We start from the raw sequence: 19,271 nt of genomic DNA on the forward strand, positions 1-19,271 counted from the left end.
CGTTCAACTTCAAAGCACCCCGCAGCCAGAATTTTCTGGCTGCGGGGTGCTTTTTTTGGTGGTTTATTTTTCCGCTGGTGGTGCGGAACTGCTGGCAGCGCTGCTCCTTGCTTCACTGCTGGAGCTGCTCGACGCGCTTGAGGCACTTGATGAACTTGAAGAGCCGGCCGCAGTAGGCTTGTCGGCCTTGCCAGTGCCGCTAAGGCCCGCCCAGAAATCAGCGTAGTTCTTGGCCGTGCCGCCGATGCCAAATTGAGCTTGCGTGACGCCAGGGGTGTAATTGTTGTACAGACTAGTGGTGGTCGCGCCGCTCAAGTTGATGGTCGAGCCACCAATGGTGACCTTACCGTTTTTCTCACCAGTTCTGCTGTTGACCGCCACGGCGCGCACGCCACTAGGCTCAGTCATGGCATCATTGACTTTAAATTGCTGGGGGATGTAGCGGTAAGCCGCGTTCGCCAACGCTGCCCAGTAGCGTTGGTTAATGGCGGAGCTGTTTGAGTTCATCACGTGGTTGGCGCCGTTTTCGTTGTCGTAGCCCATCCAGCTGGCCATCGTGATGCCAGGCGTCGAGCCGATGAACCAGAGGTCCTTATAATCATTCGAGGTCCCGGTTTTCCCAAACAGGTTGGTTGCGTTAAAGGCGACGTTGCTGCCGGCCGTGATCCCGGTCCCGGACGTGACAGTTTGGTGAAGCATTTGACTGATGATGTAGCTCGTGGCTTTGGAAAATACCTGACGCGGCTGCTGCTTGTGCTGATAAACGACCTTGCCAGTGGGATCGACGATTTTGTCGATGACGTATGGGGTCACGCTGGTGCCGCCGCGGGCAAACGTCGCGAAGGCGCCAGCCGCTTCCTGGACCGTTTCGCCGTATTTCGCTCCGCCCAGGGCCAGCCCCAAGTTTGCGTAGTCGTCGTCCGTCAGGCTGGTGACACCCATTTTCTGCATGTACGACTTGACGTTGACCTTCTTCATGACCTCGTTATACAGGTTTACGGCAGGGATGTTGTAGGAGTTCTTTAACGCCGTGGTGGCGTCGACGAATTTATTTAAAATCACGCCGCCGTAATCGGTGACGGAGTAGCCGGAAAAGTTGGTCTTAAAATCGGCAATCATGGTTTTGGAACCAATGAGGTGATTTTCGATTGCCGGGCCGTATACCACCGTCGGTTTGATCGAGGACCCGGGGCTGCGCTTGGTGTAAATATGGTTGACTTCGCCGGCAGTGCCGCCGACAAAACCGAGGATCGCACCGGTCTGGTTGTCCAGCAGCACGGTCCCATTTTGCACGGGCTGGCGCACCTGCGAGTAGCCGCCGGTGGTCGGGTTTCTGACGACGCTCGTGTAGGTCGCCCCAAAGCTGCCTCTGTACTGCTCGACCACGCCCTGCATGGCGTCGTACACCTGCTTGTTGATCGTTGAGTGCACCCGGTAGCCGCGAGTCGTGAGCTGCTGGCTTGCCTCTTTTTCGTAGGTGGCCTTTAAGGCGGCATTCTTGTTCAGGTCAGTGGTCGTGTGACCATCAGCTTTGGCTAGCTGGCGACCCAAGATAGTCTGCGCTTCCGCTTCGACGGTATTATAGACATAACCGGAAGACTGATTGGCAGTGCTGGCGTTACCGGGCTTTAAAAAGGCGGCCTTTAAGTCAAAGGTGCGAGCCTCTTGATACTGCTTGTCCGTGATGGTCCCGGCGCGGTACATCCGGAACAGGACGGTTTTTTGCCGGTTCAGTCCAGGGTTCAAGTCGTGCTTGAATGCGCCGGTATTGGTGTACGGCGTATAGGCGGACGGGCTTTGCGGCAGTCCCGCGATAAAGGCACTTTCGGCCAGGTTCAAGTCCTTGGCGTTCTTGCCAAACAACCCTTGGGCAGCGGTTTGCACGCCGGCAATGTTTTGCCCATTATGATTGCGGCCGAGCGTGATGATGTTGAGGTACTCCTCCAGGATCTGCTGTTTGGAGTAGTACTTATTTAAGCGCAGCGCCAGCATAATCTCGGTCGCCTTGCGTTTAAAGGTCGTCTGCGAGTTGAGAAACTGCAGTTTGACGACCTGCTGGGTCAGCGTTGAGCCTCCGGTCTGGCCGCCTAAGCCGGTCAGCTCGGTGATGACTGCCCGGACCAGCGCCTTGGGCACGACGCCTTTATTGGTCCAAAAATCCTCGTCTTCGGTGCTGACAATGGCTTTTTGCAACCACGGTGAGACGTTTTCGAGGGTCGTGGTGTCGCGAAGCAGGTCACTTTTGACCGGGCCGATTTCGACGTTATTGGCGTAGTACAGGCGCGTGGAGGTTTCAACGTTGTTCAGCGTGCGGGTCATCACGGCCTTGGCGGGAACAGTCGTGTTATCCACGATTGAGGCAAAGTAGCCGCCCAGCAGACCAATCCCGAACGCGCCGGCAATGATGGCAAAGCCAACGCCGTAGTAGATCAGCGATTTAATGGTGCGCAGGGCCGTTTGAAGGTAAAGCGGCCAGGTCTGCCGAGTCAGTTTCGGTAGTGGCTCACGTTTCGATTGCTGGCTGCCTGCGCGGCGGTTTTTAGTCACTGTTTCTTCCCCCCTGTGATCAGTTGCGAATACTTGGTGGTATTATACCCCAAAAACTGAACCGGTGTTTTGGCTGCCGTGATAGACTACTGGTAAGACACTTTTGGGAGGCACGGCATGTACAACACGATTTTGTTTGACGTGGATGACACACTACTGGATTTTAAGGCCGGCGAGTTGATCTGCTTGGAGCAGACGATCAAAGCGCTGGGTATTCAATACACACCAGCGCTTGAGGCGCGTTACTTGACCATCAACGCTGGCCTGTGGGAGGCGTTTGAAGCCGGGAAGATCCCCCGTGACCAAATCTTCACCCGGCGCTTCACGCAGTTGTTTGCCGAGCTCAAGGTGGACGCGGACGGACTGGCGGCCGAGAAAAGTTACCACAAACGGCTCGATCAGCAGGCCATTGTGCTGCCGCACGTCCCTGAGACGCTGGAGGCACTCCGCGATTATCGCCTGTACATCGTGTCCAACGGCATCGAGCCGGTCCAGCACGCGCGGCTGACGAAAGCCAAACTGATCGATTACTTTGCCGATATTTTTGTCTCTGATGTGATTGGCGCGCCTAAGCCCACGGTGGCCTTCTTCGATTACGTCACCAAACGGATCCCCCACTTCAATGCCAGACAGACGCTGATTGTTGGCGATTCCCTGACATCTGACGTGCAGGGCGGCTTAAACGCCAAAATCGACTCGGTGTGGTTTAATCCCCATCTGTTGCCCAACCGCACGACGATCACGCCGGTTTACCAGCTCAGCGAGTTTTCCGATTTGACCAAAATTGTCGCCGAATAAAAATCAGGCCTGTGCGGCGTGTTGCTCGCACAGGCCTGATTTTTCAGCGGCGGCGCAGGGTCCCGTCGTGAAACTGCTGCTCACCGTTGGCGGTGTCCAGGATGATCGCCCCGTCGTCAGCAAACCCGACTAGGCGGCCGACGGTGACGTGTGCCGGTTCACTCAGTGTCACCAATTCGCCGAGCCAGGCGGCGTGGGCCCGAAAGGCCGGCATGATCAGGTGAGCCTGGCGAAGCAGCGAATCGAAGTGAGCCGCCCACTGCGCCACCAATGCGGCCTTGGTGGCGTCATCTGGAATCGCCGGAAGGAGACTGCCGATGGGTTGGCCCGGGGCCGCCAATTGGCGCTTAGGGTCAGGTGCCAGATTGATGCCAATGCCGACGATGAGGTGCGGGCAATTTCCTGAGGCTGCCTGCGCCAAAATGCCGGCGACTTTGCCGCTGGCGTTGATCAGGTCGTTGACCCACTTGAGCTGGGTTGGCACGTCTAGTGCGGAGGTGACCGCCGCTTGCAGGGCGACCCCAGCCGCTGGGGTGACGAGTCCCTGCGGGGTGGCGGCTGGCAGGGTGAACACTGCCGTCCAGTACAGTCCCGTGGCTGCCGGTGACACAAACGTCCGGCCGCGGCGGCCGATGCCGGCGGTTTGGGCGCTGGCAACTAGCAGCAAGGGCAGTTGCGGATCAGATTCTAGCTGGCGCGCCGCTTCAAGGTTGGTGGAATCGATGCGATCAAAAACTTGCAGGCCGGCCCGCCATTTTTCTGGCAGCTGGTTTTGCAGTGCTTGGGTGAGAGCCATACTTTCCTCCGGCAAAAAAGCCGCGGCCATTGCGCGGCTTTTTATTTCTACTTGGCCAACCGACTGATGGCGTCGGCGTAAATGGCCACGGCTTGAATCAGACTATCGATCGACATGTACTCATTGGCCTGATGCATGACGTTTTCTGCGTCTGGCATCAGCGCCCCAAAGGCAACCCCGCGCTTGATGATCCGGCCGTATGTCCCACCGCCGATCACCTGCTCGTGGCCAGGCTGGCCGGTGTGCTTTTCATAGACATCGAGCAGGGTCTTGACCAGCGGATCGTCGCTGGGAACGTAATGTGGGGCCTGGGCGTGGCCCGAAACCTCAACAGACACATTGGCTGCGCCTAAGGTCTTGGTGATGGCCGCAATGATCTGATCTGGCGTGACACCTTGCGGGTACCGGACGTTGAGCATCACGCTTTGCTCGCCATTCGGGCTGTAGGCGAACAGGTCCGGGCTGGCGGTCAGCTCGCCCATCAGGTTGTCCGTGTGATTGATGCCCAGCAGGTGGCCGCGGGAGTCCTCGTGCATATGCGCGGCAATCGCCTGGACATAGGCGTGGCCTGCCGGATCTAGGTCAAGGTCGGCAAGCAAGGCAGCCAGGTGCGTTGCGGCGTTGATGCCGTCCTTTGGTTCCTGCGCATGGGCGCCCTTCCCTATTAGGGTGATCGCAATGCCATCTGCAGTTGGTTCGCTGGAGACGGTAATGCCTGGCTGCTGATCCTTTTTGCTGATCAGTGACGCCAAATCCGCTGGGACCTTTCCGCTGAGCGTTGCAGTGGCGCTTTGCGGCACCATGTTGACGCGCAGCCCGGCGGTGAACTTAGTCAAAGTCAGCGCACTCGGAGCTGCCGGCTGCGGTTTGAAGGTGATGGCAAAGGTCGCAATGCCTTTTTCGCCGTTGATGATGGGAAACTCCGCGTCAGGGGAGAAGCCAAAATCGGGCGTCGGCTCTTTTTCTAAGTAGCGGTTGATCCCGACCCAGGCGGATTCCTCGTCGGTGCCGATGATAAAATGGATCCGTTTATTCACAGGCAGCCCCATATCACGCACCATTTTCAACGCGTAGTAGGCGGCGATGCTCGGCCCTTTGTCGTCCGACGAACCGCGGGCGTAAAGCCGCCCGTTTTTCTCCACGGGCGTGAACGGATCGGTGTCCCAGCCAGGGCCGGCGGGAACGACATCCATGTGGCCAAACAATCCGAAGATCTCGTCGCCGGTGCCGTACGCAATGCGGCCGGCGACGTTATCGACGTTTAATGTGTCAAAGCCGTCGCGCTTGGCAATCGCCAACATGGCCTGCAGCGCCTTGGCGGGGCCGGGGCCAAGGGGAAACTCGTCTGTTTGGTGTGCAACGTCTCGAGAAGAATCAATTGCGAGCAGTGTTTTGAGGTCCGACAGCAGCTGTGGGCGGATCTTTTCAGCTTCGTCTTGCCAGTTGGTCATGGTCATCCCTGCTTTCTATAGTTGATTAATTAAACCATATCATATCGATGAGCGCCGGCACCAACAAAAACTATCCGAGAATCGGCAGGTTCAGCAAATCGGATTTGGGCGTCAAGCGGAGGGCAACGGCGGTCGCAGGCAAAGGCGGCGTGTGCGGACTCAGCTGTAAGCTGCTGATGGGGGACCTCAGCAGACACTGGGAAAGCTTGAGCCAGCCGGCAGCGATGTGGATCCACGTTGTGTTGCCGGCTTGATGCACAGCGTCGATCGTGATTGGTGAGTTGTTCAAGGCCAGTGTGCTGCGGCCGCTTTCGGCGTTTGGACTGGGGTGCACCGCAACGGCTAACCGCTTGGTGTGGATCCAGGCCCTTTGGCCGATCAGTTGGTTAAGCGTGCCGGCCTGCGGGGCCAAGGCAACGGTCAGAGCCGGCACAAATTGGTTCTGACTGATCTGGTAATAGGTGCCCGCCTTGCCTTCAACGGCTTTGGTGACTTCAAAGGCGGCACGGGCCGGTACCGTTTTGCCGGTCGGCGTCGGGGTGTAGGGATTTCTGACGATTGGCAAGGCGGCACTGGAGACGTTGGTCGCCAGTCCTTCCTTGTGCACCGTGACTGCGTCCGCTTTCAGTTCCGCGTACTGGTGGGCAATGGCCGGATAATTGGTCACGACGCCATCAATGTTGAGGTTGGCCAGCCACTGCCACTTGGCAGGCGTTTCTGTCATTTCATCCCAGGCGTAAACTTTCTGGTTGACCGCGTGCAGCGAGCTGACCAGCTGAGGCGTCAGGAGGTCGGTCGAGATGTCGACCCCGTTGACATACTGAAACACCGAGTAGTTAATGCGCTTTAGCGAGCCGACGATGAAAAGGCGCGGACACTCGGGCAGGACCTTCTGCAGGCGTTTTAAACTGCTCAGCGAAAACGAGTGAAACATGACGCGCTTTTGCATGCCGTACTGGTTCACCAGATCCGCGATTTTCTGTTCCAACTGCGGATGGGGGACACCTTTTTTAATTTTCGTTTCAATCAGGAACTTTTGGTTGCCGTGTTGATAATGGGTAAAGAGTTCCTGGAGGCTGTGAACGGCCTCGCCATTTTTGGTATGATAACCTTGCAATGTCGCGTAGGGCGTCTGCGCGATTTCGGCGCTCACCCCGGTCGTCCGCAGAGTGTTGGGGTCGTGCTGAATGACCACCACGCCGTCTGCCGATTCCCACACGTCGAGCTCGACGTATTGGGCGCCGTCTTGGAAGGCCAGGTCATCGCTTTGAAAGGTTTCTTCAGGCGCTTTCAGTGGGTCGCCTCGGTGGCCGATGACGACAAAACCGGTCAGCAGCAAGTACAGGCTGCAAAGTAATGCAGCCAGAGACCATCTCGACATCACGCGCCACTCCTTTCGGTTACTAATAAAAAACTTTAGCACACTTTATCAACAAGTGTGTGACTTGGCGAGGAGGAAACCATGGAACAACAAGATTATCAAACGTTTGATCTGATTCAGGAGATCACGCTGAACGACGGGTCCACCTACCTGGAACTTGGAAACGTCATGATGAACGGGCGTGCGGAAAAAGCGGCGATTAAGGGCCTGATCAAACAGGTTCGCATTCTGCAGCTCAATATCCCACATTCAAATGCTGTCCGCGTTTATGAGGCATACATTAACTCGCATTACCAGTTTCCGCCGTTTGACATTCAGCAGTGGGAAGTCTGGGATAAGCCGGCTGGGCCGGTGAAGGATGCGTATGAAGAAATTTTGCAGCAAAATCATATCGGGTAAGCAGTGGCGCTGGCTCTTGCCCATCCTGGCTTTTTTGCTGGTATTCGGTTTGTGTGCGTTTGATGCGCCGCTCTACACTCAGCCGGTGGTGCGCGTGACTTTCGTAAACAATGATCGCGCGCAGCGGGCGGTGGACAATTTTGACAACGTCGATCATACGACGAAACAGCACATCACTGGGCAACTACTTAACACCAGCAGGCGTGGGCATCTGGTCCGTTTTGGCAACACGTTCTCGGCTTCTGGGGCGATGGATGCGCGTTTGCGCACAGGGCAATCAGTTTTTGTCCAACGGCAAAACGGCGGTTATCAGATGTTGGACGTCAAGCGCGACGGCGTGGTGCTGGGCCTGCTTGCGGCGACGCTGGTTTTGATGGCGCTGGTCGTGAAGCGGCGCGTCTGGCTGACGTTCGGCAGTTTGTTTGCCAATGTGCTCTTACTGCTTGTCACGCTTCACCTGGAAACTTCGCCGGCCAATCAGCAGCTGGCGTACTTGTTGTTCTCCTGTATGGCGGTGTTATTTACGCTGGTCACCACGGTGTTCATCGCCGGGTTTTCCCGGCAGGCGGCAGTGATCGCCACGGCTACCATTGGCGCGACTGGGCTGGCGGTCGCCTTGGGCTATGCGCTCTTCAGCCTGACGAATTACCGCGACCTGCACATTGAGGCGATGAATTACGTGACGCAGGTGCCCCAGCTGCTATTTTTCGTCCAAATCATTATCGGGTCGCTCGGCGCGGTATTGGATGAAAGTAACGATATTGCCGTGGCGGTGATGCAGCTGCCGCACGACCCCAAGCGCCGGTTCAAGGCCGGAATGGCGATTGGGCGCAACGTGATGGGTCCGCTGATCGCCGTGCTGTTCATGATCTTCATTGCGGACACCTTCAGTGAAAGCATTCTGTGGCTGCGCAATGACAATGCGCTGACGCAGACGTTTATCTGGGTGATGGGCCTGGGCTTTGCCCAAGCGCTGGTTTCGGCCTTTGGCATTGTCCTGGCAGTGCCGCTGACGGCCGGTCTGGCCACCATTGCCGGCAAGGGGGCAGCTGATGAGCACATTTGAAGCATTACTTCTCGCACTGCTGATTTTGATGCTGTTAGTTGGCGGCAAGCAAGGATTCAGCAATTTTATGGCGCTTTTGATTAATTTAGTCCTGATGGTTTTGGCGGTGATCCTGATCGCCGGTGGGTTTAATGCGATCGGCGTGGCCGTGGTCATTGCCTTTATCGTTCTGGCCACCACCATTTTCCTGTCGACCGCAGACAGCAATGTGGCGGCGACCGCGTTTGTCGCATCGCTGCTGGTGACCGTGCTGGTGCTGGCGGTGATCGTGATCGGCGTGAGCCTCGCCCATGTTCAAGGCTTTGGGACTGAAGACTCTGAAGAGCTGGAAGGGTACAACCTGCTGATTGGGGTCTCCTTCCAGAATATCCTGATCGCGACCGCTCTATTCTCTACGCTGGGCGCGATTGCTGAGGCCGCCGTGGCGGTGGCCGCGGGCATGGCCGAGCTCGGCGGTCACGCCACCGCGCAAGGGCTGACCAAAATGAGTGGCGAGATCATTGGCACCGCGCTGAATACGCTGTTTTTCGGCTTCTTCGGCGGTTTTGCGGGCCTGTTTATCTGGTTCACCCAGTTGAAGTACCCGTTCTGGCAGGTGCTGAACAACAAGATCTTCGCCGGCGAGCTGATTCAGGTCTTATTTTCAATGATTGCCGTCACGCTGACCGTGCCGCTCACCATGTGGGTCGTGAAAACGAGAGAGAAAGGAAACCACGCTTGAACTACTTTATTGCGGATACGCACTTTTTTCATGCTGACTTGCTCGGCAACAACCAGTTTGCCCCTCGCCTGTTTGACTCGGTGGCGGCGATGAACCAGGCGATGATCAACGCTTGGAATGCCCGCGTTGATGACGACAATGACCGGGTTTACCACCTGGGTGACATTGCCATGAATCCCAAGGCGATGCCCACCGAGGCGGATGTTCTGGCCATTTTGAGCCAGCTGCACGGCCAGATCGATTTCATCAAGGGTAACCACGACTACCAGGCGCGGTTCAAATTTCTGCACAAAAATGATCCTGGGTGGCACGGTCAGCCCAAGTTTTTATTCCATTCAGTGGGGACCATCATCAAGGACGATCACACCCAGTTCATCATGACGCACTACCCGATGATGCTGGGCATCACGAAGCAGACCCTGAACCTGCATGGCCACATTCATCACAGCATGATGCCGATTGCCGAGGACATCAATGTTGGGGTGGATGCGCCAGAGCGGGAGCTGGTGCCGGCCGTCGCGGCGTTGCCTTGGGGCAGTCCCTTGAGCGCCAGTGAGATTCACGCGCTGTTCACTGCCAAGCAGGCCTTCTTAAAAGCCCACGCCAATGGCTCTGATGATAATTAGAGAAGTTCACATTGATTTCTAACCGTTTTCCTAGTAGACTAGAAGCATCAGAAATGGGGGCGACGGGGATGAATCAGCAGGTCACCAGTGAATTGCAGGCGCTGCGGCGCACCGTGTTGACGCTCGCGCCAAAAGCCGAGGCAGCCCAGGCCAACGCGTTGTTGACGCTGGGGTTTCGCAAGCTAGCACAGGGGGACTTCTCGAAGGATTATTTGGAATTCAGTTTCTGGCCGCAGCTGGCACTGCTTTTGCCGGAGAAAGAGCAGCCAAAACTCAAGGCTGCGTTTGCAAAACTTGAACAACCGCAGTGAGGCGCCGCATTTGTTGACGCCTTTTTCGTTACCGCAAGGCGCGTGTTATACTAGTACTTATCAAAAGTGCAAGGAGGATGGCCATGGCAGAGCGAACGGTAAAAGAGCGGCCAGAGCATAAGCCGGCCGAACCGATTGTCGAGATCCTGCAGGTGGCGCCCGACATGATCATAGTCGGTGGCCGGCGGTATCAGCTGGTGCTTGATCACAAACAGGCCTTTGACAAGGATAAGTTTGCCGAGCGCTATATGGACATTCTCGACAAGTATGACTACATTGTCGGCGACTGGGGCTATGAGCAGCTGCGCCTGCGCGGTTTTTATCAAAACGACAATCCGCGGGCCAGCAAGGATCAACTGATTTCGACCCTTGAGGACTACCTGTACGAGTATTGCAATTTTGGGTGTGCTTATTTCGTGCTGGAGCGCCTTGATGCACCGATTGCGAAACCGCACCGCAGAAGTCGTGGGGCGCATCACCGCACCAGCCGTAAGCCTTACACAGAAAAAACGAGTCACCAGCCGACCATCGATGGCGGCAAGGCCGAAACCGTGGCCAAAAATAAACCGCGCAAGCGTCACTTTACGATCCGCACGCGCGAGTCGAATGAGGAGTAGGAGTCATTTTGAGTTATCAGGGTTACATGATCGATCTGGACGGGACGATGTATCGCGGCAAGGAGCGCATCCCGGAGGCCAAGGCCTTCGTCGAGCGCCTCCAGGCCAAGCACATCCCGTTTTTATTTTTGACGAATAACACAACGAAATCACCGGCTGATGTGTGCTGGAACCTGGCGCATAATCACGACGTCCACGCCGATCCCAGCCAGGTCTACACCCCGGCTTTGGCGACGGCGAGCTGGATCCAGCAAGCCAACGGCGGGGATTGCAGTGGCAAGTCTGTCTATGCCATTGGTGAGCTGGGCCTTAAGCAGGCGCTGCTCGATGTCGGCCTGCGCTTCAACGAGGTCGATCCGGATTACGTGGTGGTGGGGCTGGACTACGACGTTACTTACCACAAGTTTGAGCTGGCCACGTTGGCGATTCAGCGCGGTGCGATGTTCATCGGCACCAACGCGGACACAAACCTGCCAAACGAGCGCGGCCACGTCCCCGGTGCCGGTTCGGTGATTGCCTTGGTCGAGCGCAGCACCCAGCAAAAAGCCTTTTACATTGGTAAGCCTGAGCGCATCATCATGGACCAGGCCCTGCATAAAATGAACATGCGTGCCGACCAGGTCGTGATGGTGGGGGACAACTACAACACTGACATCAAGGCCGGCATTAACGCGGGCGTCGACACGCTGCTGGTGTACACTGGCATCTCCACTCGCGAGCAGGTCAAGGCTCAGACGGTGCAACCGACGCATCAGGTGGCAAGCCTGGCAGACTGGGAGGTCTGATCAATGAAACGAGTTGGCCAAAGCCTGCTTTTGTGGCTGTTTGTGATCAGCGCCGCCGTGTGGGCAACGGTGCTGCTGACCTACTTGCTGTATCCACTGTTTATTCACTTTGAAGACCTTGGCGGTGTGGCCAACATGAGTGCGGGCCGTCTGTACCATAATTACCTGCGGCTGATGGCATACTTGCAGGTGCCGGGCATGTCCTTCGACCTACCGGACTTTCGCTGGTCTGCCAGCGGCGCCCAGCACTTCGCGGATGTGAAGCACCTGTTTATCCTCGCCATCGTGGTGTTTCTGATCACAGTGGTCCCGGCAGTGCGGCTTTTGGCGCGCATGCGGCGGACACACACCCGCTGGCTGCTGGTCCGTCAGGCCTCGGTCGGCGCCCTGGTGCCGGTAATCCTGGGGGTGCTCATGGCCGTTAACTTCAATGAAGTCTTCATCACGTTTCATCATCTGCTGTTTCGTAATGCCGACTGGTTGTTTGACCCCGCGGTCGATCCCATCATCAATGTGCTGCCAGAGGAGTTCTTCGCGGCGTGCTTTGCACTGGCACTGATTCTCTTTGAGCTCGCGATGGTCTGGGCCATTGTCAGTGGGCGCCGCGATGCGCGCATGCAGCAATGATCTTTTCGAGGCTGAGACACAAAGCGGTTTTAGCCCAAAACGCAGGCGTCCCTGCATCACGATTCGCACTTCGAATCGCGATGCAGGGGCGTTTGCGTGTCTGGGCGTTGCTTTGTGGAACGCGACTAGATTAATTATGCCTCACCCTGTTTTTTCATACCCTACAAAGAAAATTTTTGCTTACTATTAAAATTCGATATGAATATAAAAAAACGGTGGTATATTAAAGCTGATTATGAGGAGGCGATTAAAATGTTAGCGGTTACGGGATTGACCTTTGCGTTCAAACGCAAGCCCATTTTGGATGACGTCAGCTTCACGCTGACAGACGGGCAAATCACCGGGCTAGTGGCGCCCAACGGTACTGGGAAGACCACGTTGCTGCGCTTGCTGTGCGGCCTGCTGCCGGTCGGCCAGGCACACGTTTTAGTGAATGGCATCGACCAGCGGCAAAAACACACGCAGTTTCTCAAACAGCTCTTTTTCCTGGAAAGCTCGTCCAATTTATACCCTGATCTGACAGTGCAAGACCACTTGCTGTACGTTAAGCGGGTGTGGCAATCGCCGGTCGACATTGGCGAAACCGTCGCCTCGCTGGGCATGCAGAGCTACGCCAAAACGCGCATCAAGCGGCTTTCCCTGGGGATGAAGCAACATGCGCTCCTGGCGATGTACATTGTTAGCAATGCCCAGACGATGCTGATCGACGAGCCCCTAAACGGCCTTGATCCCAGCAGTATCCAGCAGTTTGAAGCCATGTTTCGCCAGCTGCGCGAGGAAGGCAAGACGCTTTTGGTGTCGTCTCATCAGATGGACAGCGTGGGCCGGGTGTGCGATCAAGTCTTCTTTTTGAAGAATCAAAAGCTTGACGCGCTACCCAACGATGGCCAGGACATGATGGCGGAGTACACGACGCGCTTCTTAACGGAGGCGTCGTGATGTTCGCGCAGCTGAAGTTCGACCTCAAGAAGAACCTGTTTAGCAGCACCAATGCAGTGGTATACGTGGCCTTTATGCTGCTGCTGTTGACCACTTTTTTCCTGGCGCTTGATCAAACCGATAGCACGGCTCGCGAAGTCGACGGCGCTTATCAGGCCGCGTTGCAGTCCGTGACTGGCACAATCAAGACGCTGGAAAAAGATCACGCAAAGACCGCCAAGCAAACGGCGCAATTAAACCAGAAGTACACGCAGCGCGACTATCTTCAGGAGATTATGACGCTCAATGCAAGCGTGAGCAGTCCGGTGCCGATGAACACGCCGACGGAGCTGGACCAGGCGCTGTTGAAGTACGCGCGCTATAACCTCAAAAAAACTCGGCAGGGCCAAACAGATGGCCTGGTCTTGATCGATCACCCCGATCGGCCCACTGACCCAACCCTTTTAGGCCAGCAGAAGGAAGTAACGTTTTACCGGTACTTGGCCTTACATCATTTGCGTGAACTGCCCCTGACTCAAACCGATGTCCCGGCGGCCGCGTACTTGCCGTTCCAGTTTCTCCGGCATGTGTCGCCGCTGTTGATCCTGGGCGTGTTTGCGCTACAGCTCGGGCAGCTGTTCACTACGGAAAAGCGGACCGGCACCATTCGGTTTATGAATAATTTGCCGGTCAACAAGCTTGCGCTGCTGACGGCGCGAATGGGGACTGTCTTGGTGTTGACGCTCCCACTGTTCGGGCTCGCACTGTTGACGGTGTATCTGATTGTCGGCTTTAAATTTGGCTGGGGCAACTGGCAGTACCCACTGGTGTACTCGCCTGATGGGCGGCACGTGGCGATCATGACAATGGCGAAGTTCATGGGGCTGCTCATCCTGATCCTGTTGGCCGCGGTCTTGTTCATGATGATGCTGAGCGCGCTGGTCAGTTTGTTCAGCGGTAACTTCGGCGTGAATCTGGCCGTTTGTGCGGCAGTGCTGCTGTTTGGGACAAACCAGGTGGCCGGATCGTCAGTGGGCCGCGGGGTGGCGCGTTGGCTGCCAAGCGGGTATTTTGATTTCAGCGGCGTGATCACACATCAAACCGCGTGGCCAATTCTCAGCATTGCCGGCGGCATCGTAGTTCTGCTTGCTTGGGCCGCGGCTTTGTACGGCCTGTGTGCGGTGATCGTCAGCCGGCGCCAGCGGCTATAAGGGGGAGCAGAGATGAAAGGACAAGTGATCCTGGAACTGAAGAAACAGCCGTGGCTCTTGCACCTCTTCTGGCTGATCATGCTCGTAGCGGTCATGGGGACCTTGGGCGTTGGCTGGGAAAACCACCTGCAACGGCATGGTGTGGGTTACCCAGAAACCGGGTTTAAAACCGACTGGGACAAGGCCACGACGGCCGGTGAAGCCGCTTGGAATATGCGCTACTTGGAACATGACATCAAGGCTGATACAAAAGCGGCTGCCAAGTTGCCTGCGGTCCAGCAGGGTGATAACAAGGCGCAAGCGCTGATGGAAACCATGCTGGCCGATTATCAAAAACGCGACTATCGGCACCTGAATCAGGCCATCCTGAAGGCCGCTCAAGAAGATCCGCAGGCAGTGAAAAGTATTGAAGAGCTCAATTATCTCAGCCCCAATACTGACGAACTGATCGCGCTGATGCGTTACATGGTCAAGCACCTGCCGAACCGCCTGATTCAAGTTGACGCGATGACATCAGTGACTGGTAATTTTGCCGCGATTTTCGGCCTTCAAAATTACTTCTCCGCTAGCAATGGTAAGGATGCAGAGGTGTTGACTGCACTTCTGCTGATCATGGGCCTCACGCTGTTTTGTTACGTCTATTTTCAGGACCGTCGGCTGACAACAGATACGATGATGCGCACTGCGCCAGTTTCGGGGATGAAGCAGGCGCTGATCCGCGGCGGGGTGACGCTGGGGCTGATCAACCTGATTTTACTGATTGCGGTCGTCAGCACGCTGCTTGCCATGAGTCTGCTGCCGGGCCATGAATTCGGTACGTGGCTGCAGCCACTGGTCTACACGCTGAACAGTCATGTCGGCACAACGTCGCTGGCGCAGGCCTTGGGTCAAGAATGGCTGATGATCAATCTGTGGTGGCTGGTGTTTGCCGGGCTGGCGTTTTGCCTCAGTCTGGTCAGCCGCAACCTGCTGGTGGGGATGTTGGTACTTGCGGTAGTGGCGTTCGCCAATCGCTTGCAGCTGTTGGGGCTGATTGATCCGGCACTGCGGACCTATGTGCCGAGTGCGCACACCGTTTTTCCTAACCTCATCTTGCACTCGGGCAGCTACGGTGAGGTGGCCTTCGGTACTGTGGTCGTAACCTTTGTGGCCTGGATCTTGGCCTTATTTATCTGTGGGGGCTTGATCCAGATGGCGCGGCAGCGGTTACGTTTTGCGGCAGCACGATAAAAAACGGGTTCGCCTTATGTTGAGGCGAACCCGTTTTTAACGGTTTAGGCAGCAGTTTTACGGCTGCGCAATGCCGTGATCAGCATCGGAATCAGGGAGATCACGACGATGCCGATTACGACCAGCGAGAAGTGCGCTTTGACGAATGGCTGGTTGCCGAAGAAGAACCCGGCCACGCAGCACATGGTCACCCAGAGAAACCCGCCGAGCAGATTGTAATGGATGAATTTCCCGTAGTGCATGTTGGAGCCGCCCGCCACGAATGGGGCAAAGGTCCGCACCAGCGGCATGAAGCGGGCAATGGCGATGGTTTTCCCGCCGTGGCGGTTGAAGAAGGCCTCGGCGGACTTTAACTTTTCGCGGTTGATCAGGCGGCCGAAGCGCGAGCTGTTCGAGGCGGCCAGACCTAGGTGGCGACCGATTTCGTAGTTGACGGTGTCGCCGATGACGGCGGCCGCCAAGAACACGGCGAACAGGAGCCAAACGTTCAGACCGTAAATCTCATTGGCGGCCAGGGCGCAGGCGGCGAAAAGCAACGAATCGCCCGGCAAAAACGGGAAAATGACTAATCCCGTTTCGATGAAAATCATGACGAACAGGATCAAGTAAGTCCAGTTGCCAAAGCTGTTGACGATTGTCACGAGATGCGTGTCGATGTGCAAGATAAAGTCGATCAGTTGGGTCATCGTTGTCCTCCGTTTACGAGTTTCAGTTGCGATAATTATACGGGGTCATCGGCTGGTAAAACGCCCGCTTAGGAGAACTTTAATAATTGTCGTCTTCCAGCTCCGGGTGGGCGTGGGCGAGTCGACTGGCTGCCGCGGCGGCAATTGCCCCCACGATATCGTCTAAGAAGGTATGGATAATTCCCGGCTCATGGGCGTTGAGCTTGGCCAAAATGCCCGGCTTGACGCGGTCGATGTAGCCGTAATTGGTGAAGCCGATCGACCCATATACGTTAACAATCGAGAAGGCCAGAATCTCATCGACACCATACAGACCTTCGTCTTCTTCAATAATGTGCTGAAGCGGCTGGTCGAGCTTGCCGGCCTCGGCCAGCTTGTCCAGCTGGATGCCCGTCATCACGGCATTTTGCACCTCACGTTTACGGAGCACAATCATGACGCTTTCCGTGGCGTCTTCTAGGGTGAGGCCGGGGATGAACTTGGCCTGTAAAAACATCACCAGTTCGCCGATGGCCTGCGGTTCCACGCCGCGTTCGTGCAGTAGGGCCAGTGTGTGTTCGTAAAGCTTCTGTTCATTCGTGACACTTTGTTGATCTGCCATAAAAATTACCTCTTTTTAATGGTAAAGCTGAGAGCTGTGCAGGGCCTGACGCCGGTCGGGATACAAGAAGCTCAGCGCCTCGTTGACCGCAATCGGCGCTTCACCGAAGCCGCTGGCGATCAGGTCGAGCTTGCCGGGGTAGCTTGCCGCGTCGCCGATCGCATAGATACCTTCACGGCTGGTTTGCATTTGCGAGTTGACTTGAATCTTGCCGCGGTCGAGCGTCACGTCCCAGTTGCGCAGCTGCCGATTTTCACTCATGAACCCGTAGTTAACAAGCAGTTTGTCTACGGTTAGGCTTTCCGTATGGTCACCGCGGACCTCTTTCAACCGGACCTCGATTTGGTGATTGGCGGCAGCGTCGACGCTTTCAATCAAAAATGGGGTGTGGAGTTGCACTGGACTCTGCTGGAGCTGATCGACACTGGATTCGAGTCCACGGAACTGATTGCGCCGGTGAATGAGGTCCACGTGCTGGGCGCGAGGCGCGAGTGCTAGGGCCCAGTCAATGGCCGAATCGCCACCGCCGGCAATGGCGACCTTTTGATTGTCAAAATCGGCCAGGTCGCGAACAAAGTAGAACACGTTCTGGTCGTCGAGCGCAGGGTCGTAGTCGACGGCGAGCCGCCGCGGCGTGAAGGCACCGCCCCCAGTCGCGATAATCACAGTTTTGGTGGCAATGACGCCTTGGCTGGTGGTCAGCAAAAAAGTCCCGTCTTCTTGGCGGTCGATGGTTTCAACAGTGCGGCCGGTCATGATCGTGGGATGGAAGTGGGAGACTTGCTGCTGCAGCTGACTGATTAGATCTGCGCCGCTAATGCCGGGTACGCCGCCAATGTCATAAAGAATCTTGGCGGGATACAGATTGCCAGTTTGGCCGCCGAGGTTTGCCAGGCTTTCCACTAGCGCAACGTCTGCACTGTGCAGACCTGCATAAAAAGCGGCGAACATGCCGACTGGCCCGCCGCCGATCACTGTAACTTCATATGTATGAGATGCCATTATTGTTCCTCGTTTCATCAAAAGAATTAACAGGCTAACCCTATCATATTTTGGCCTGCTCAACCACGTCCAGACTTTGGCCTGTGGTATACTACTGCCAACATGAAAAATAGGAGGCAGTTATGTATCCACAACTTGAGTTAGGCGATTTTACCGGGCAGCGCGCAATCATGAAAACCAGTCTGGGCACCATTACGTTTGCTTTGTTTCCGGAGCAGGCCCCGAAAGCGGTTGAAAATTTCGTGGGGCTCGCCATTCGCGGTTACTACGATGGCATTACTTTTCATCGTGTGATTCCAGACTTTATGATCCAGGGCGGGGACCCAACAGGTACTGGTGCTGGTGGTGAAAGCATTTGGGACAAGCCTTTTGAAGATGAATTCAGTGCGCATTTGTTTAATCTGAAGGGGGCTTTGTCGATGGCCAACGCGGGGCCCAACACGAACGGTAGTCAGTTCTTTGTGGTTTCTAACGAGCATTTAAATCCGCAGATGAAAGCTCAAATGCCAGCGGCTGGCTACCCCGAGGAAATCATTAAAGCCTATGCGCAAGGCGGCACCCCGTGGCTCGATGGCCACCATACTGTTTTTGGCCAAGTGATCGAGGGCATGGATGTCGTCGAGGCAATCAGCAAGGTCAAAACCACGGCCGACAAGCCTAATACGGCAGTGACGATTGAATCTGTTGAGATTGCCTAGGCTTATTTGAGCCGGGAGTTTTAATTCTTTATAATGACAAGGTGACTATCAATAGAAATGAAGTGACAAGTTGAATTATCGAATTGGCGATATTGTAACCGGCAAGGTAACTGGCATCCAGCCTTATGGCGTGTTTGTTTTGTTGGATGACCGGCATCAAGGTCTGATTCATATCTCAGAGTGCCAGCACGGGTTTGTGAAGGCACTCGACGAATTATTTAAGGTGGGTCAGCGGGTCTCGGTGATTATTTTGGATATCGACGAGTTTTCCGGCAAAATTAGTTTGTCGGTGCGAGCATTACAGCCCGATCCGGCCATGACAACTTACCGCCATCGCAAACATTACTGGACGAATCGTAAAGTTCATGCCGGGTTTAAACCCATTGCTGACCACCTCGATGGCTGGGTTGCGGAGTATTCGCACATATTAGACGCGCACACGATTAAGTAATCGTGTGCTTTTTTCGAATAATCGCGGGTACGCATAATTATTCGTTCGGGTAATTGACCGAATTGGGGCTTATTACGACTAAATTTGGCCGGTGTTTTTCGGCGTTGATTCTTTTTTCACGAAAAAGTAAATTTGTGTTGACGCTAGGGGCTTAAGGCTGGTAAGATATTTGTTGTTGTCAAACGGGCAGGCCATTCCGGCCGGTCATCGCATTCGGTGATGTTGAATATTTATTCACATTGAAAATTCGGGTTTGACATCAATCTGCTGCTAAGATATACTATCAAAGTTGCCTTAACGGCAAGGTAGTCCTTTGAAAACTGAACAAAGTTTCGTAAATGTGATAGGG

General features: G+C 55.6%; 21 protein-coding genes. 14 read left to right on the forward strand and 7 right to left on the reverse strand.

Translation table 11 applies throughout. The features are described from left to right. Positions 1-63: 63 nt before the first annotated feature. On the reverse strand, positions 64-2,547 hold the full coding sequence (locus FC75_RS06685) for a transglycosylase domain-containing protein (protein ID WP_056989464.1): 2,484 nt from the start codon (positions 2,545-2,547) through the stop codon (positions 64-66). A 117-nt stretch (positions 2,548-2,664) separates the two neighbouring features. Here FC75_RS06685 and FC75_RS06690 point away from each other — a divergent pair, with 117 nt between their 5' ends. Further along, on the forward strand, positions 2,665-3,345 hold the full coding sequence (locus tag FC75_RS06690; RefSeq protein ID WP_054664524.1) for a YjjG family noncanonical pyrimidine nucleotidase: 681 nt from the start codon (positions 2,665-2,667) through the stop codon (positions 3,343-3,345). A gap of 43 nt (positions 3,346-3,388) precedes the next feature. Here FC75_RS06690 and FC75_RS06695 read toward each other — a convergent pair whose 3' ends face one another. The 3 genes from FC75_RS06695 to FC75_RS06705 all read right to left on the reverse strand — a co-directional run bounded on the left by FC75_RS06695 (position 3,389) and on the right by FC75_RS06705 (position 6,973). Further along, positions 3,389-4,141, reverse strand: coding sequence for a biotin--[acetyl-CoA-carboxylase] ligase (locus FC75_RS06695; protein ID WP_056989465.1), 753 nt, complete (start codon positions 4,139-4,141; stop codon positions 3,389-3,391). Between the two features lie 47 nt (positions 4,142-4,188). Next, positions 4,189-5,592, reverse strand: a complete 1,404-nt coding sequence (gene pepV / locus FC75_RS06700) for a dipeptidase PepV (RefSeq protein WP_420843311.1) — start codon at positions 5,590-5,592, stop codon at positions 4,189-4,191. A 70-nt stretch (positions 5,593-5,662) separates the two neighbouring features. Next, on the reverse strand, positions 5,663-6,973 hold the full coding sequence (locus tag FC75_RS06705; protein WP_056989467.1) for a glycerophosphodiester phosphodiesterase: 1,311 nt from the start codon (positions 6,971-6,973) through the stop codon (positions 5,663-5,665). 81 nt (positions 6,974-7,054) lie between these two features. On the opposite strand from FC75_RS06705, the gene FC75_RS06710 reads away from it, so the two are divergent. The 11 genes from FC75_RS06710 (at position 7,055) to FC75_RS06760 (ending at position 15,484) form a co-directional block, all read left to right on the forward strand. After that, positions 7,055-7,372, forward strand: a complete 318-nt coding sequence (locus tag FC75_RS06710) for a hypothetical protein (RefSeq protein WP_054664511.1) — start codon at positions 7,055-7,057, stop codon at positions 7,370-7,372. Continuing rightward, complete coding sequence (locus FC75_RS06715) at positions 7,338-8,438, forward strand: YibE/F family protein (RefSeq protein ID WP_056989468.1); 1,101 nt, start codon at positions 7,338-7,340, stop codon at positions 8,436-8,438. Before FC75_RS06710 ends, FC75_RS06715 begins: the two co-directional genes overlap by 35 nt. Further along, positions 8,425-9,159 carry a YibE/F family protein gene (locus FC75_RS06720; RefSeq protein WP_054664508.1) on the forward strand — a complete coding sequence of 245 codons (735 nt, stop codon included), beginning with the start codon at positions 8,425-8,427 and terminating at the stop codon, positions 9,157-9,159. Before FC75_RS06715 ends, FC75_RS06720 begins: the two co-directional genes overlap by 14 nt. Next, positions 9,156-9,785: a metallophosphoesterase gene (locus tag FC75_RS06725; RefSeq protein ID WP_056989469.1), complete on the forward strand. Its 630-nt coding sequence runs from the start codon at positions 9,156-9,158 to the stop codon at positions 9,783-9,785. The genes FC75_RS06720 and FC75_RS06725 overlap by 4 nt, the downstream gene beginning before the upstream one ends. A 53-nt stretch (positions 9,786-9,838) precedes the next feature. Next, positions 9,839-10,096: a hypothetical protein gene (locus FC75_RS06730; RefSeq protein WP_156314386.1), complete on the forward strand. Its 258-nt coding sequence runs from the start codon at positions 9,839-9,841 to the stop codon at positions 10,094-10,096. Between the two features lie 83 nt (positions 10,097-10,179). Then, positions 10,180-10,713: a YutD family protein gene (locus tag FC75_RS06735; protein ID WP_056989470.1), complete on the forward strand. Its 534-nt coding sequence runs from the start codon at positions 10,180-10,182 to the stop codon at positions 10,711-10,713. Between the two features lie 8 nt (positions 10,714-10,721). After that, positions 10,722-11,498: a TIGR01457 family HAD-type hydrolase gene (locus FC75_RS06740; protein WP_156314385.1), complete on the forward strand. Its 777-nt coding sequence runs from the start codon at positions 10,722-10,724 to the stop codon at positions 11,496-11,498. 3 nt (positions 11,499-11,501) lie between these two features. Further along, positions 11,502-12,125 carry a TIGR01906 family membrane protein gene (locus FC75_RS06745; RefSeq protein WP_054664502.1) on the forward strand — a complete coding sequence of 208 codons (624 nt, stop codon included), beginning with the start codon at positions 11,502-11,504 and terminating at the stop codon, positions 12,123-12,125. Positions 12,126-12,377: 252 nt separating this feature from the next. Next, positions 12,378-13,064 (forward strand): ABC transporter ATP-binding protein, encoded by a 687-nt coding sequence (locus FC75_RS06750; RefSeq protein WP_054664498.1) that lies wholly within the window; start codon positions 12,378-12,380, stop codon positions 13,062-13,064. After that, positions 13,064-14,254 carry an ABC-2 transporter permease gene (locus FC75_RS06755; RefSeq protein WP_056989471.1) on the forward strand — a complete coding sequence of 397 codons (1,191 nt, stop codon included), beginning with the start codon at positions 13,064-13,066 and terminating at the stop codon, positions 14,252-14,254. The genes FC75_RS06750 and FC75_RS06755 overlap by 1 nt, the downstream gene beginning before the upstream one ends. A 12-nt stretch (positions 14,255-14,266) precedes the next feature. Next, positions 14,267-15,484, forward strand: coding sequence for a hypothetical protein (locus FC75_RS06760; RefSeq protein WP_054664490.1), 1,218 nt, complete (start codon positions 14,267-14,269; stop codon positions 15,482-15,484). A gap of 44 nt (positions 15,485-15,528) precedes the next feature. Here the strand turns inward: FC75_RS06760 and FC75_RS06765 are convergent, their stop codons facing one another. From FC75_RS06765 to FC75_RS06775, 3 genes are all read right to left on the reverse strand, one after another. Next, positions 15,529-16,170 carry a VTT domain-containing protein gene (locus FC75_RS06765; protein ID WP_054664486.1) on the reverse strand — a complete coding sequence of 214 codons (642 nt, stop codon included), beginning with the start codon at positions 16,168-16,170 and terminating at the stop codon, positions 15,529-15,531. Positions 16,171-16,249: 79 nt separating this feature from the next. Next, positions 16,250-16,771 carry a phosphatidylglycerophosphatase A family protein gene (locus tag FC75_RS06770; protein WP_054664483.1) on the reverse strand — a complete coding sequence of 174 codons (522 nt, stop codon included), beginning with the start codon at positions 16,769-16,771 and terminating at the stop codon, positions 16,250-16,252. 15 nt (positions 16,772-16,786) lie between these two features. Continuing rightward, positions 16,787-17,776 carry an NAD(P)/FAD-dependent oxidoreductase gene (locus tag FC75_RS06775; RefSeq protein WP_420843312.1) on the reverse strand — a complete coding sequence of 330 codons (990 nt, stop codon included), beginning with the start codon at positions 17,774-17,776 and terminating at the stop codon, positions 16,787-16,789. A 119-nt stretch (positions 17,777-17,895) separates the two neighbouring features. On the opposite strand from FC75_RS06775, the gene FC75_RS06780 reads away from it, so the two are divergent. Then, entirely contained in the window at positions 17,896-18,471 is a 576-nt protein-coding gene (locus tag FC75_RS06780) for a peptidylprolyl isomerase (protein WP_056989472.1), read from the forward strand. Between the two features lie 70 nt (positions 18,472-18,541). Then, positions 18,542-18,922, forward strand: a complete 381-nt coding sequence (locus tag FC75_RS06785) for a CvfD/Ygs/GSP13 family RNA-binding post-transcriptional regulator (protein WP_056989473.1) — start codon at positions 18,542-18,544, stop codon at positions 18,920-18,922. Positions 18,923-19,271 lie beyond the last annotated feature (349 nt).

Origin of the sequence: Lacticaseibacillus camelliae DSM 22697 = JCM 13995 (assembly GCF_001436615.1) — a bacterium.
In the GTDB taxonomy this organism is placed as follows: Bacteria; Bacillota; Bacilli; order Lactobacillales; family Lactobacillaceae; genus Lacticaseibacillus; species Lacticaseibacillus camelliae.

What these genes read in the sequence shown, in the direction of transcription:
- FC75_RS06765 (WP_054664486.1), bottom strand. Translation starts at nt 16,170, where the DNA reads ATGACCCAACTGATCGACTTTATCTTGCACATCGACACGCATCTCGTG.
- pepV (WP_420843311.1), bottom strand. Translation starts at nt 5,592, where the DNA reads ATGACCAACTGGCAAGACGAAGCTGAAAAGATCCGCCCACAGCTGCTG.
- FC75_RS06755 (WP_056989471.1), top strand. Translation starts at nt 13,064, where the DNA reads ATGTTCGCGCAGCTGAAGTTCGACCTCAAGAAGAACCTGTTTAGCAGC.
- FC75_RS06780 (WP_056989472.1), top strand. Translation starts at nt 17,896, where the DNA reads ATGTATCCACAACTTGAGTTAGGCGATTTTACCGGGCAGCGCGCAATC.
- FC75_RS06735 (WP_056989470.1), top strand. Translation starts at nt 10,180, where the DNA reads ATGGCAGAGCGAACGGTAAAAGAGCGGCCAGAGCATAAGCCGGCCGAA.
- FC75_RS06695 (WP_056989465.1), bottom strand. Translation starts at nt 4,141, where the DNA reads ATGGCTCTCACCCAAGCACTGCAAAACCAGCTGCCAGAAAAATGGCGG.
- FC75_RS06745 (WP_054664502.1), top strand. Translation starts at nt 11,502, where the DNA reads ATGAAACGAGTTGGCCAAAGCCTGCTTTTGTGGCTGTTTGTGATCAGC.
- FC75_RS06770 (WP_054664483.1), bottom strand. Translation starts at nt 16,771, where the DNA reads ATGGCAGATCAACAAAGTGTCACGAATGAACAGAAGCTTTACGAACAC.
- FC75_RS06715 (WP_056989468.1), top strand. Translation starts at nt 7,338, where the DNA reads ATGAAGAAATTTTGCAGCAAAATCATATCGGGTAAGCAGTGGCGCTGG.
- FC75_RS06705 (WP_056989467.1), bottom strand. Translation starts at nt 6,973, where the DNA reads ATGTCGAGATGGTCTCTGGCTGCATTACTTTGCAGCCTGTACTTGCTG.
- FC75_RS06720 (WP_054664508.1), top strand. Translation starts at nt 8,425, where the DNA reads ATGAGCACATTTGAAGCATTACTTCTCGCACTGCTGATTTTGATGCTG.
- FC75_RS06730 (WP_156314386.1), top strand. Translation starts at nt 9,839, where the DNA reads ATGGGGGCGACGGGGATGAATCAGCAGGTCACCAGTGAATTGCAGGCG.
- FC75_RS06760 (WP_054664490.1), top strand. Translation starts at nt 14,267, where the DNA reads ATGAAAGGACAAGTGATCCTGGAACTGAAGAAACAGCCGTGGCTCTTG.
- FC75_RS06690 (WP_054664524.1), top strand. Translation starts at nt 2,665, where the DNA reads ATGTACAACACGATTTTGTTTGACGTGGATGACACACTACTGGATTTT.
- FC75_RS06710 (WP_054664511.1), top strand. Translation starts at nt 7,055, where the DNA reads ATGGAACAACAAGATTATCAAACGTTTGATCTGATTCAGGAGATCACG.
- FC75_RS06750 (WP_054664498.1), top strand. Translation starts at nt 12,378, where the DNA reads ATGTTAGCGGTTACGGGATTGACCTTTGCGTTCAAACGCAAGCCCATT.